This window comes from Micromonospora sp. IBHARD003 (assembly GCF_056106285.1).
In genome coordinates this window covers 7640586-7653382 of sequence record NZ_JBWBBX010000001.1, presented here as the reverse complement: position 1 = coordinate 7653382, position 12797 = coordinate 7640586, and the positions used below count along the sequence as shown (strand labels likewise).

The 12797-nt window shown below is 70.1% G+C and carries 13 protein-coding genes; 6 read left to right on the top strand and 7 right to left on the bottom strand.

What is annotated here, in order from left to right:
* Positions 1-66: 66 nt before the first annotated feature.
* Complete coding sequence (locus ACTWOL_RS33345; RefSeq protein WP_474300608.1) at positions 67-1107, bottom strand: LacI family DNA-binding transcriptional regulator; 1041 nt, start codon at positions 1105-1107, stop codon at positions 67-69.
* A 319-nt stretch (positions 1108-1426) separates the two neighbouring features.
* A complete protein-coding gene (locus tag ACTWOL_RS33340) occupies positions 1427-2266 on the bottom strand; it encodes a TIGR02452 family protein (protein WP_474300607.1) in 840 nt (279 codons plus the stop codon).
* 136 nt (positions 2267-2402) lie between these two features.
* Here ACTWOL_RS33340 and egtA point away from each other — a divergent pair, with 136 nt between their 5' ends.
* From egtA to egtD, 4 genes are read left to right on the top strand one after another with little or no spacing between them, the layout of a single operon-like run.
* Positions 2403-3683, top strand: coding sequence for an ergothioneine biosynthesis glutamate--cysteine ligase EgtA (egtA, locus tag ACTWOL_RS33335; RefSeq protein ID WP_474300606.1), 1281 nt, complete (start codon positions 2403-2405; stop codon positions 3681-3683).
* Positions 3680-4993, top strand: coding sequence for an ergothioneine biosynthesis protein EgtB (gene egtB / locus ACTWOL_RS33330; protein ID WP_474300604.1), 1314 nt, complete (start codon positions 3680-3682; stop codon positions 4991-4993). The genes egtA and egtB overlap by 4 nt, the downstream gene beginning before the upstream one ends.
* Positions 4993-5748, top strand: coding sequence for an ergothioneine biosynthesis protein EgtC (gene egtC, locus ACTWOL_RS33325; protein ID WP_474300603.1), 756 nt, complete (start codon positions 4993-4995; stop codon positions 5746-5748). The genes egtB and egtC overlap by 1 nt, the downstream gene beginning before the upstream one ends.
* The gene (gene egtD / locus ACTWOL_RS33320) at positions 5745-6707 is read left to right on the top strand and encodes an L-histidine N(alpha)-methyltransferase (protein ID WP_474300602.1); all 963 of its coding nucleotides are present in this window, start codon (positions 5745-5747) and stop codon (positions 6705-6707) included. Before egtC ends, egtD begins: the two co-directional genes overlap by 4 nt.
* A 64-nt stretch (positions 6708-6771) precedes the next feature.
* On the opposite strand, the gene ACTWOL_RS33315 is transcribed toward egtD, so the two are convergent.
* Together ACTWOL_RS33315 and ACTWOL_RS33310 are read right to left on the bottom strand one after the other, a co-directional pair.
* Positions 6772-7677, bottom strand: a complete 906-nt coding sequence (locus tag ACTWOL_RS33315) for a lysophospholipid acyltransferase family protein (protein WP_474300601.1) — start codon at positions 7675-7677, stop codon at positions 6772-6774.
* Complete coding sequence (locus ACTWOL_RS33310) at positions 7674-8450, bottom strand: GNAT family N-acetyltransferase (RefSeq protein WP_474300600.1); 777 nt, start codon at positions 8448-8450, stop codon at positions 7674-7676. Before ACTWOL_RS33310 ends, ACTWOL_RS33315 begins: the two co-directional genes overlap by 4 nt.
* A gap of 379 nt (positions 8451-8829) precedes the next feature.
* Here ACTWOL_RS33310 and ACTWOL_RS33305 point away from each other — a divergent pair, with 379 nt between their 5' ends.
* On the top strand, positions 8830-9039 hold the full coding sequence (locus tag ACTWOL_RS33305) for a dodecin (protein WP_474300599.1): 210 nt from the start codon (positions 8830-8832) through the stop codon (positions 9037-9039).
* A gap of 113 nt (positions 9040-9152) precedes the next feature.
* On the opposite strand, the gene ACTWOL_RS33300 is transcribed toward ACTWOL_RS33305, so the two are convergent.
* The gene (locus tag ACTWOL_RS33300; RefSeq protein WP_474300598.1) at positions 9153-9650 is read right to left on the bottom strand and encodes a phosphatase domain-containing protein; all 498 of its coding nucleotides are present in this window, start codon (positions 9648-9650) and stop codon (positions 9153-9155) included.
* A 400-nt stretch (positions 9651-10050) separates the two neighbouring features.
* Here ACTWOL_RS33300 and ACTWOL_RS33295 point away from each other — a divergent pair, with 400 nt between their 5' ends.
* A complete protein-coding gene (locus ACTWOL_RS33295) occupies positions 10051-10704 on the top strand; it encodes a hypothetical protein (protein ID WP_474300597.1) in 654 nt (217 codons plus the stop codon).
* Positions 10705-11141: 437 nt separating this feature from the next.
* Here ACTWOL_RS33295 and ACTWOL_RS33290 read toward each other — a convergent pair whose 3' ends face one another.
* Both ACTWOL_RS33290 and ACTWOL_RS33285 read right to left on the bottom strand, forming a co-directional pair.
* Positions 11142-11735 carry a hypothetical protein gene (locus ACTWOL_RS33290; protein ID WP_474300596.1) on the bottom strand — a complete coding sequence of 198 codons (594 nt, stop codon included), beginning with the start codon at positions 11733-11735 and terminating at the stop codon, positions 11142-11144.
* Positions 11732-12562 (bottom strand): hypothetical protein, encoded by an 831-nt coding sequence (locus tag ACTWOL_RS33285; protein ID WP_474300595.1) that lies wholly within the window; start codon positions 12560-12562, stop codon positions 11732-11734. The genes ACTWOL_RS33290 and ACTWOL_RS33285 overlap by 4 nt, the downstream gene beginning before the upstream one ends.
* Positions 12563-12797 lie beyond the last annotated feature (235 nt).

Sequence of the window (12797 nt, the reverse complement as noted above, 5' to 3'; positions counted from 1 at the left end):
GACGCTAGCGATGCGCCGCCCGCCCCGCACGTCAGATCTGCCGGCTCGGGAGCCCGGTCCGTCGTCTCAGGTCGAGTCCCGCCCGACCGCCCGTGCCCCCATCAGGTCGTGCCGCTCGGGGGCGCGCGCCGGGTCACGCACCACCCGGTCGACGAGCTCGGCCAGATGCTGTCCGGTGACGGTGTCGATCCGGACCGTGCTGAGCCGCGGCCGCAGCAGCCTGCCGAGCAGCAGATCGTCGGCACCGATCACCGCGGTCTCGTCCGGGATACCGATCCCGGCGTCCTGGAGGGCTCGCATCAGCAGCATGGCGTACTCGTCGTTGTAGGCGTACACGGAGTCCAGGCCCAGTCCGCGCCAGCGGGCCGCGAGTGCGTCCGCGGCCGACTCGTCGTACGCGAGCTCGACGGGTCGTACCGTCGCGCCGAGAGGCTCTGCGGTCTGCCGCATGCCCGCCAGCCGCGGCAGACAGAAGGGCTCGAGCCCGGGCTCTTCGGGCATGACCATGCCAATCTTGCGGTAGCCGTGCTCGAGGAGGTGCTGTGCGGCACGTACTCCCACCTCGCGCTGGTCCATGACCAGCGAGTGCGCGCCCTCCACATGCTGCGGCCCGAGGGTGATCACCGCTCGTGCTCCGGAGCGCTTGAGCACGTCCACGCCGTGCGGGGTGAGCGCGATCTCTCCCAGTGACACCACCGCCACCGGGCGCAGCTCGGCCCAGGCCCGGGCGGCGGCGTCGCCGTCCAGGCCGAGGCTGCCGTACTGCACGACGGTGTAGTCGAGACGCCGCAGCGCCCACTGGAGTTCGCTGATGAAGCGGCCGTCGAGCGGCCCTCTCGGGACGTGGGCGGTCGGCAGCAGAACGATACGGGTGTGCCCCGCGCGCAGACTGCGGGCCGCGGCATGCGGCACATAGCCCAGCTCTTCCGCTGCCTCGCGCACCCGTCGCCGGGTGGGTTCGCTGATCCGGACCGCCGAGGTGTTGTTGAGTACGTACGAGACGGTGGCCCGGGAGACGCCGGCCAGCCGCGCGACGTCGGCACTGGTCGGGACGGCACGCTGGGCCGTGAGGGAGCGTTCCGCTGACTGTCTGGGTGTCTGGCTCATCGCCCTGGGTGTCTGACTCATCGCTCTCGGGATACTTCCAGAGTGATCCGGCCCGGAAATCGGCGAATGGCCTGAAACGCCTGCCGCTGGTGACCGCCGGCGTCATTGACGAACCACTGCCCCCGACTTCACGTCCTGTGACCGGGCCCGCCCGGCCCACGGCCTTCGCCCGTGGCGCCTCCCCCGGACGGCCACGGCCCGGTTGATCTGCACCGCTGCCGGGCACGGCCGCAGGCACCGCACAGGCCCGCCTGCTTTCGGCGTGATCGTGGCGGTCCCCGGGGCCAGGAAGCCGCCCGGCAGGACCCCGAGCAGACGATCAGCGGCCGACGCCCACCGCCCCGGGGAACACGGCCCTGAACGCCTCCAGAGTCCGCTGCCCCGGAGAACGGTCCAGTACCGCGAAGACGATCTCGTCGAAGTGCCCCGCGAACCGGCCGCCGTCCCGCAGCAGTGCCCGGAAGGCCCCCGCGACCTGCGAGGGATCGTTACGGAAGACGCCGCACCCCCATGCACCGAGGACCAGCCGCCGGTAGCCGGTCGCCGCGACCGTCTCCAGCACCCGCTCCGCGCGCCCCGCGAGGGCAGGCAGGATGCGGGCGGCATCCCCCGGCGCCCGGCTGAGGATCACACCAGCGTTCGGGGCGGGCGACGTCAGGAAGCCGACGCCGTACGGCGTGTCCAGCAGCCGCCCGCGCTCATCGCGGAAGACGGGCACACCCGGCGAGTGGATCACCCGGTCGGAGTAGAAGGGGCTCCGGTCTGCGCGATGGTGCTCGTAGAACTCCGGGGCGCGCAGCAGCGTGGTGTAGAGCGCGGACGCCCGGCACAGGGCCTCCTCCTGCGCCTGCGCGCCGTTGAGGTAGCCACCACCGGGATTGCGCGCCGACGCGAAATTCAGCACGGCGACCGGGCCCGGCGCCCCGGACACCATCCGGCGCGCGGCGTCCAGGCTGCTCTCCCCGGTGACCTCGCATAGGCTGGGACGGTCCGTGTCGGGCACCACCGGCACGGGCCCGGGTCCGTACATCCGTGTCCCTTCGACCGCCGCGGACAGTTCCCCGCCGATCGTCACCCAGTGGCCGCCCGGCGCCCGGTAGCGACCTGCTTCTACGATCTCCTGGGTCTGGCTCGCGATCCCCCGCAGACGTGCACTCATGCCCGGAATCCTCAGTGATCCGACAGGGCGCCGGCAAACCGATTACGGCCCTCTTACGCCCCACAGGGGCACTCTTGTGCGAACCACCCGCCGTGGCCTTAGGTGGACGGAGCTCTTGCGACTGGAGGATCCGATCATGTCAGCATGCGAGGTCGGGGGCGGCGAAGCGCTGCTCACCGAGGACGCTGCCGAAGACCTGCTCCGATGTATCTGCTTCAAGACCGGCCCGCCCCGCACGCTCGGGGTCGAGCTCGAATGGCTCGTACACGAACTGCACCACCCCGAACGGCCCGTCCCGCCGGCCCGGCTCTACCGGGCGTTCTCCGGGCTACGGGAACTCTCCCTCGGCTCGGCACTGACCTTCGAGCCCGGCGGGCAGCTGGAGCTCAGCTCGCCGCCCGCCGCGTCGCTGATGGAGTGCCTCGACTCCACCGCCGCCGATCTCGCAACCGTCCGGACCGCCCTGCGGGCGTCCGGGCTCACGCTCAGCGGCTTCGGCCACGATCCCTGGCATCCGCCCCGCAGACTCCTGCACGAGCCGCGCTATGACGCGATGGAGGAGTGCCTCGACCGCACCGGGCCCGCCGGCCGCTCCATGATGTGCTCGTCCGCGTCCGTCCAGGTGTGCCTGGACGCCGGATTCGAGGAGCCGGGGCCGCTGGGCCTCGGCAGACGCTGGCAGTTGGCGCATCTGCTGGGTGCGGTCCTGGTGGCGGCGTTCGCCAACTCCCCCGCCGGGACCGGCCGGCCGACCGGCTGGCGCTCCACCCGCCAGTCCCTGTGGGCGGACCTCGACCCGAGCCGGACACTCGCACCGCAGCCCGGTGCGGAACCCCGCGCGGCATGGGCGGCCCATGTGCTGGACACGCCCGTGATGTGCATCAGGGCGACCGAAGGCCCCTGGCCGGTGCCGCAGGAGCTGACCTTCCGGCAGTGGATACGGACCGGGATGCCGAGACCGCCCACGCGCGCGGATCTCGAGTACCACATGACCACGCTGTTCCCCCCGGTGCGCCCGCGCGGCCATCTCGAACTGCGCATGATCGACGCACAGTCCGGCGAGGACGGCTGGAAGGTCCCGGTCGCGGTCACGGCCGCGCTCTTCGACGACGCCGAGGCCGCGGAGACCGCCTACCGCATGGTCAAGCCGCTCGCCGAGACCGCCGGACCGCTGCCCGCACCGCGCAACCCCCTGTGGACCGCGGCCGCCCGCGACGGGCTGACCGACCCCGAACTGCACGGCGCCGCCGTCGGCTGCTTCACCGTTGCGCTGGAGGCGCTGCCCCGCCTGGGTGCCTCCCCCGCCGTGCAGGAAGCCGTCGCCGCGTACTTCGACCGCTACGTCCTTCCCGGCCGCTGCCCCGCCGACGACTTCTCGCTCCACCACAGGCTCCACGGCAAGGAGATCCGCTCATGAACGAGTCCCCGGCGGCGACGGACGAGGACCTCAGGCAGCGCGCCCTGGAGGCGCTGACCGCCGCACGCGCGCGCACGGCGCTGCTCACCAACTGTGTCGACGACCATGAACTGACGGCACAGCACTCGCCGTTGATGTCACCACTCGTCTGGGACCTGGCCCATATCGGCAACCAGGAGGAACAGTGGCTGCTGCGGGCCGTCGCCGGCCGTGAGGCGATACGCCCCGAGATCGACTCGGTGTACGACGCCTTCGAGCACCCGCGCGCCGCACGGCCCTCGCTGCCGCTCCTCTCCCCCGCCGAGTCCCGTGCCTATGCCTCCGACGTACGGGGCCGTGTACTCGACATCCTCGAGCAGCACCCCCTGCACGGCGGCCCGCTCGTGGACTCCGGCTTCGCCTTCGGCATGATCGCCCAGCACGAACAGCAGCACGACGAGACCATGCTGATCACCCATCAGCTGAGGCGTGGCCCCGCCGCGCTGGACGCGCCCGAACCGCCCCGCGGCGACACGACCGGGCTGCCGCCCGAAGTCCTCGTCCCCGCCGGTCCGTTCACCATGGGCACCTCCGCGGAACCCTGGGCACTGGACAACGAGCGGCCCGCGCACCAGCGCGACCTCCCGGCGTACTTCATCGACACCGCCCCCGTCACCAGCGGTGCCTACCAGGCCTTCATCGACGACGGCGGCTACACCGACGAACGGTGGTGGGCGAGCGAGGGCTGGGACCAGATCCGCAAGCACGACATCACCGCTCCGCTCTTCTGGCGCCGCGAGGGCGGCCAGTGGCTGCGCCGCAGGTTCGGCGTGACCGAGCCGGTGCCGGCGGACGAACCCGTGCTGCACATCAGCTGGTACGAGGCGGACGCCTACGCCCGCTGGGTGGGGCGGCGGCTGCCGACGGAGGCGGAGTGGGAGAAGGCGGCCCGGCACGATCCCGCGTCCGGGCGCTCCCGGCGCTACCCCTGGGGCGACGAGGACCCGACGCCCGCCCGGGCCAACCTCGGCCAGCGCCATCTGCGGCCCGCGCCCGCGGGGGCGTATCCCGAGGGCGCCTCGCCGCTCGGCGTCCGCCAGCTCATCGGCGACGTGTGGGAGTGGACGTCGAGCGACTTCCTGCCCTACCCCGGGTTCGTGGCGTTCCCGTACCGGGAGTACTCGGAGGTGTTCTTCGGCAGTGACCACAAGGTGCTGCGCGGCGGCTCGTTCGCCGTGGACCCGGTCGCCTGCCGCGGCACGTTCCGCAACTGGGACCTCCCGGTGCGCCGCCAGATCTTCTCCGGCTTCCGCACCGCACGGGACGCGTGATGTGCCGCCACATCGCCTTCCTCGGGCCCCCGACCGCGCTCGGCGAGCTGCTCGTACGGCCACCGCACGCGCTGCTGCGGCAGTCGTGGGCGCCGCGACGTCAGCGGTACGGGACGGTGAACGCGGACGGCTTCGGCGTCGGCTGGTACGCCACCGGGGATCCGGTGCCGGCCCGCTACCGCCGCGGCGGACCCATCTGGGGCGACCAGTCCTTCGCCGATCTGGCACGCGTGGTGCGCAGCGAGGCGCTGCTCGCGGCCGTCAGGGACGCGACCGAGGCGGGTGCGGACGGGGAGGCGGCGGCAGCGCCGTTCGCCGCCGGGCCCTGGCTGTTCAGCCACAACGGCGCCGTCAGGGGCTGGCCGGACTCGGTCGCGCCGCCGGCAGCGGCCCTCCCCGCCGCCGAGCTGCTGTCGATGGAGGCGCGCTGTGACTCCGCCCTGGTGTGGGCCCTGGTGCTGCACCGGCTGCGCGAAGGCGACGAGCTCGGCCAGGCACTCGCCGACACGGTCTTCGAGGTCGCGGAAGCGGCCCCGGGATCGCGGCTCAATCTGCTGCTCACGGACGGTGTGACGGTCACGGCGACGGCCTGGGGCGACACGCTCTGGTATCTCGCCGAGCCCGGCCGGCACACGGTCGTGGCATCCGAGCCGTACGACGACGATCCCCACTGGTGCGAGGTGCCCGACCGCACCCTGCTCACGGCCACTCGCACCGAAGTCCTTCTGACCCCGCTCAAGGAGCCACCCGCGTGAGCCCGTTCCAGCTGACCCGTACCCTGCCCGACGACGCGGCCGGCGCCGCACTGCGCGCCGACGTACGACGCGGGCTGACCCGTACCCCCAAGGAACTGCCGCCCAAGTGGTTCTACGACGCCCGCGGCAGCGAGCTGTTCGAAGACATCACCCGGCTGCCCGAGTACTACCCGACCCGTGCCGAGCGGGAGATCCTCGCCGCCCGCTCGGCCGAGATCGCGGCGGTGACCGGCGCCCGCACCCTGGTGGAGCTGGGCTCCGGCTCGTCCGAGAAGACGAGGCACCTGCTCGACGCCCTGACCGGACTGCACAGTTACATACCGGTCGACGTGAGCGAGAGCGCGCTGACGGGCGCGGCCGACGCGCTGCTCGGAGACCACCCCGCGCTGCACATCCACGCCATGACGGCCGACTTCACCCGGGCGCTGGAGCTGCCGGTCACACCCGGCCCGCGGCTCGTCGCCTTCCTCGGCGGCACGATCGGCAATCTGCTGCTCGGTGAACGGGAGGAGTTCCTCGGCGCGGTACGCGCGATGCTGTCGCCCGGTGACGCGTTGCTGCTGGGCACGGACCTCGTGAAGGACGAGGACGTACTGGTCGCGGCCTATGACGACGCTGCCGGTGTGACGGCCGAGTTCAACCGCAATGTCCTCGCCGTCATCAACCGCGAGCTCGGGGCCGACTTCGACACGGACGCCTTCGCCCATGTGGCGCTGTGGGACAGGGAGAAGGAGTGGATCGAGATGCGGCTGCGGGCCCGCAGGGCGCTCACCGTGAAGATCCGTGACCTCGATCTGATCGTGCCGTTCGCGGAGGGCGAGGACATCCGTACCGAGGTGTCGGCCAAGTTCCGCCAGGAGGGCGTGCGCAGTGAACTGGCCGCGTCCGGGCTGAAGTTGTCGGAGTGGTGGACGGATACGGAAGGGCGGTTCGCGTTGTCGCTGTCGACGGCGGTGTGAGCGCTGCGGACGCGGGCAGGGCCGGCGGGACGTGCGGTGCCGGGTAGGGCGCCGGGTACGTCCGTCATCGAGCGGCGGACAGCCTGGGGTCGTGCCCGGTGCCGTCGGCCACCGTCGCATGGGCCGCGCGGGCGAGTGAGCGGCGGTCGGAATGGTCCCGCGCCGGAATCGGGGGCAGGAGCGTGATCTCGGCGGTGAGCCCGCCGGCCGTTGCGACCCGCCACAGCGACGCGACGAGTGGGTCCTCGCCGACGAACGCGGCAGCACCCACAGGCCGGTAGGTGATCCGCACGGGCTGGACGACGGCTCCCGCGTCCAGCGCAGCCTGGAACGCGGCGTTGCGGAAGCGGCCCTTCTCACGGCCGCACCAGGTGGAGCCCTCGGTGAACACGATCACTCGGGCTCCGCCCCTGAGCGAGTCGGCCATGGCCGCGACGACACCGGGCAGCGCCCGCAGCCGGTCCCGGTCCACGAACAGGGTCCCGCCGAACCCGGCGAGTGGCCCGAGCACGGGCCACTGCCGCACCTCCTTCTTGGCGAGCATCCGTCCCGGCAGCACGGAGGCGACGAGCGGGATGTCGAGCCAGGAGATGTGGTTGGGGACGACGAGCGTGCCGGGCCGCACCGCTGCCCCCGCTGTCCGCTGCCGCACGGGCTTGCCCTCGAAATCCTCGAAACCCGCGGAGTCCCTGGAACCCGCGGAATCCTCCGGATCCTTGGAACCCTCGGGACCGGCGATGCGCACCCGGACTCCGAAGGCCCTGATCACCGTGCGGCACCACAGCCTGACCAGGCAGGCCCGCCCCACCGGGCCGAACGGGATCGCCAGAGGGGACAGGACGACCCCCGCGAGGACCGCGACGGTCCCCGCGACCAGGCGCACGACGGCCCTGGACCGGCCGACCGTGGGCCACTGGGGCCTGGCACAGCCGGCGGGAGTGCAGGGCGCGGTGGGAAGCCAGACGCTCATTTCACCGGGGCGAGGGAGAGGAAGTGGCGCAGATAGCGGGGGTTGGTGCGGCGCAGGGACAGCAGTACGTACAGGTCGGCGACGCCGAAGTCGGGGTCGTGGGCCGGGGCACCGCACACCCAGGCACCGAGCCGGAGGTAGCCGCGCAGCAGCGGGGGAAGCTCGGTGCGGCCTTCGGGCCGGGCGATACCGTCGGCGCTCCAGAGCTTGTGCGGGGTGACCCAGTACTCCTCGGGGGCGAGGTGCTTGGCCTTGACGGTGTCCCAGGTGCCCGCCGCGAGCGCACCGCCGTCGGCGAGGGGGACCGAGCAGCAGCCGGACAGCCAGGTGTGGCCGGTGCGGGTCATATACCGGGCGAGTCCGGCCCAGATGAGCGCGATGACGGCACCGTTGCGGTGCGCGGGGTGGACACAGGAGCGGCCGACCTCGACGAGGTCGTCGCGGATGGGTCCGAGCCGGGCGAGGTCGAACTCGGTCTCGGAGTACAGTCGGCCGGCGATCTTCGCACGCTCGGGCGGCAGTACCCGGTAGGTACCGACGACCTCGCCGGTCTCCTCGTGCCGGACGAGGATGTGGTCGCAGTACGAGTCGAAGGCGTCGATGTCGAGCCCGGGCTCCGGTCCCTCCAGGCGGGCCCCCAGCTCCCCGGCGAACACCTGGTGACGCAGCCGCTGCGCGGCGCGGACCTCCTCCTGGTCACGGGCGAGGGAGACCACGTAGCGGGGCTCGGCGGACACGACCGGGGCGGGGATGACTGCGGGCGATGCGGGCATGGCGGCTCCTCTGCCGTACGGATGCACCGGACCGCGCCTGCGGCAGTCCGGCCCCCTAGTAATTCCGCGACCGGCTGGATTCGACATGACAGGTGTGCGGAGCCTGGATGTGCGCCATCTGAATCCCGGGCGACTCCGGTTCGCCCGGCGGTTGCGAAGGCTCCGAACGGCATCCGTGCGCCGTTGATCCGCGGGCCGGCGCAGGGTCGGCCGGGTGCGGGCTCCCGCGGGCCGGGGCCCGCACGCGTTCCGCCCGGCGAGCGGTGGGCCCGTCGCACCCGGCGCCCGCCCGGTCGAGCGGCGGGGTCGTCGCGCGGACCTTCCCCCGCTGGGGCACCGTGGAGGGGAACGCCGCCACGGCGAAATGGAGGACGGCCCCATGTCCCACCACACCTATCGGGTCACCGAGATCGTCGGCACCTCGCACGAGGGGATCGACCAGGCCATCCGTAACGGCATCACCCGGGCCAAGCAGACCCTGCGGGGCCTCGACTGGTTCGAGGTGACGCAGATCCGCGGCAACATCCTGGACGGCGAGGTCGAGCACTATCAGGTCGGCCTGAAGGTCGGGTTCCGTCTCGAGGATTGACGGAAGCGGGGACCCCGGGGGTCACCCGTTCGGCTCAGGGGCGTCAGGGAAGTCTCACGGCGCGGCGGCCGGGTGCGCCCCCGTGCGCGCAGAGAACAGGATGAAGAGAAGGATCAGGTACGGCCCTGGCGCTGCTGCGCGTCCGTCATGACCGCAGAGGTGCTCGCCCAGCGGGCCCGTACAACCCTCAAGCCCGCCCGCTCCGCGGCGAGGCACACGAGTTCGTCGTCGTCGACGAGCTTCCGGATCTCGCCGCTGCGACCGAGGCGTCGCAGGACCTCCAGTTTGGTGGTCCGGGCCGGGCGCCTGTCACCGCCGCGGCGCATGAAGAGACGGCCTGCGGGCAGTCCGTGCCGCTCCAGCCATTCGACGGTCGCGGCGCGGCAGCGCTCGGGGCGGCCGGTGAGGTACACGACCTCGCAGTCGGCGGCTGCCTTGACGACCATGCGTATGCCGTCGGCGAGCGGAGTGTCATCGGCGGCTGCGGCGAAGAACGCGTCCCAGTCGCGCGGGTTGCGCTCCAGGAAGTGCTGGCGGTGGCCGGTCTCGGCGAGAGTGCCGTCCAGGTCGAAGACGGCGAGCGGCCGGGAGTGCTGCTTCTGCTGGGTCACCCGGCAAGGGTAAGGGCAGGGCCCCCGGCGGATCTGGGCGTGCGCCTCGAGGCGCCCTCGAAAGCACATGTGGACCGCCCTTACGCCTACACCGTGACCGTGACGAGCCCATCTCCCAAGTGATCGGGCTCATCGCGGCAACGGGTATCCGATGCGAGGGCCATGCTGCCTGCCGGACGGGTCTGACGCTACGCCATCGGGTTGATCGGCCAGCAAGGATCCGGGCACCTTCCCAGCTTGCCGCCCGGCTTGCGCTACCAAGGGCATCGCCCTGGATGCCCTCCGGAGTTCGACCCGCTACGTCGGCGACCGTACGCGGCAACGGAGCCGGCCGGAATCCGGGGAGTCTCTGCTGCGGCGATACGTCGTCACAGCGCGTATCGGTGAGAGGACGTACGAGATGCGAGCAAGAACAATCCTCGAGGCGGTCGCAAGGGCGACCAATCGCGGGACCCTGGCCACCACCGCAACGGCTCTGGCACTGATGGCCTTCCCCGGCGCGCCGGCCGCCGCAGCGGCAGGTACCGGGTCAGGCAACGGGTTCTGCTACACGCAGCACCCACCGAACGGGATCATCACCGTGGAGGTGCCGGCGACTTCCGGTCCCATCGGGTTCCCCGGTGCCACGGAGGTGGTCGACAGCGGCGTCTGCGTGAAAAGAGCCGTGACGATCACGGCGACGGGAACGATCAGCATCAACGGCGCCATCACCACCGGACCGGAAGGTGACGCCAACCCCCTCGCCGGATCGGACTTCCCCCTGCCGGGCGCGCCGCGCTGGTCGCTGATCGGCAGGATCGGGAGCGGTCCGTGGAAGTACATCGGCGCCGGGCCGACGAAGCTGGTGGGCCGCGGAGAGCTGCTCTTGGCCGTGAACGACGAGTTCTACAGTGACAACAGCGGAAGCTTCACCGCAACGATCAGACAGTGCATCAGCCACTACCGCTGCCGGCCTTACCACGCCGAGGCCTCCTACGGCATGCTGTCTGCCTTCCAAGCGCTCAACCCCGGTGCTTTCGCGGGGGCTTTCGCGATGTCGCCCGGCAACCGGTGACGTGCGGACACCATGGCCAACCCGCCGGCTGCGCCCGCTCCGCCTCGACGGCCCCGCGAGGCGGAGCGCGGCCGGCGGCAGTACAACAGTGGCCGGGCTGGTCACCTCGACCGGCACCACCACCAACGCGAGCATCACGGACTCCGAGGCGGCCGGGATGAAGGCGTCTTCCATGGCAAGGTCCGCATCGTCGACAACGCACCTGTGCGGCAAGGTCGCCGCCCACAACGAATGAGCGAGCGCCGACGGCCGGTCCGGGGGAAAACCGCACCGGAGCGCCGGGCATTCCGGGCTTGTTGAAAGTTGGGAAAAACGGAACAGCCGTTGGCACCAATGCCGTTGTGCTGAACGGTAGTTGTTTCGTCAAGTCGCTGATGACGAAGATCGGGACCTCGGGTAGATCGCGCCATGCGATCAAGAACCCGAGATCCCGTCCGTCAACCAGAGGTCCGGTTCATCGATAGATCATCCGAGTCCGATGCGGTCTCCGACTCAGACCCCGAAGAGACAGGGAGCGTGGCTTTTTGAACGCCCCTCAGCATCGCCTTGCGGATCACAACAGTTGCCGCCAGGTCGGCGAAGGCGATGCCAAGGAGACCGTAGGATTCCAGCGGTAGATAGAAGATCAAACCGATCGATATGATTACGGCACTACCGATCGCCCCCACTGAATTGGCCCAGAACCCGAGCCAGAAGAGCCGACTCCCGTTCGCCCTCCTGCAAATTTCCGTCAGTACTCTCCTGAGCTTCAGCGGGTTTTTCCAGCCAAGCCCGACAGCCCAGGCCATTATCATTATTCCGCCGACGAACATGGTTTCGCTGACCATGACTCCGACACCCACCGATGGAGCAACGTCGAACAAGCGTCGCTTGAGTTCGCCAATCGGATTCACAACAAGAGTGAATACCGTACTGAAAAGGGCCAACGCCACGACAATGGCGTGTTTGTTCCGCACGAGCAGCGCGAGGACGCCGGACCCGCTCGGGAGCGGACGCATATCCTGGCCAGGAGGTGATGTGCGTACACTCACGAGAAGGCCTTGCTCATCAAGCGATGGGATCGGGACAGGGTGCAGAATATTCCACCCACGACCTTCCGGACCACAAAGTTCCTGCGCAGGATTCGGGGTATCGGGTTGCGCCACACGCCCACCGTTCCGAAATTCATCGACTTGGCGTCCTCGTAGGCATCCGGGAACACGCGAAGAAACGTGCACCCGATCTGGGCGTAGATGCGCAGCAGCGGGTCCAGGGGAAGGTCCTTCCCCTTCACGGTACGTGTGGATCGATAATAGGACTCAGCGAGATCGAGCCCCTCCTCCTCGGTCAGTGATTCCACGTCACGCCCCTTGTCACGGCAGCGTCGACGGGCCCACGACAGCAGGCCAGGCAGCCTGGACTCGAAGAAGAACTGATCGTATCCGCCCTCGATCACCTTCCCCATGGTGTGGAGGATGAGCATATTCCGCGCGCCTTCGCCCGCGCCGGACAGCATACTGAGGCTGACGACGTACACGTTCGGTCCCGCCGGGTTGTAAGTGCTCATCAATGTGCCGTTATCGGTGGTGTCCTCCCATGATTTGAATTCATCCGGACTTTTCCCGGTGGGGCAACTGACGAGGAATCCCTCTATCAAGCCGCCCTTCTCCGCGACCCGAAACCAGTCGGGGCCGACTTTATCGAGACGCATGGCGAACGTGTCGATCAGACGATTTCGCAGTTCTGTTTCCGGCGTGTCGTATTCCTTGTAGACAGAATGGAACGCGGTGAGGTCGACATCCACCAGCCTTTCGACGTCGCCGAGCTGGGCTCCGCGTGAAGAGTATCGGGGCTTTAAAGCCACCGGGCTGTCCTGCATGTGTTTCTCCTGTCCTAGATCGTTGCGCGGGAAGTCTAGTGGAGATTACGGGCGCCTTGCGACGGGGATCAGAGATTGGGGCTCGAGGCCGGAACCGATTTCCGGCTGGATTCGTCCCGCCCGGCCCGGCCTCCCATGGAGGCGGGGCCTGCACTCAGAGGTGATTACCGTCTGGGGCGAGCAGACTGGCCAGCTCGGCCTTGTGCCGGGACTTCGCTTTCGGCATCAGCAGTGA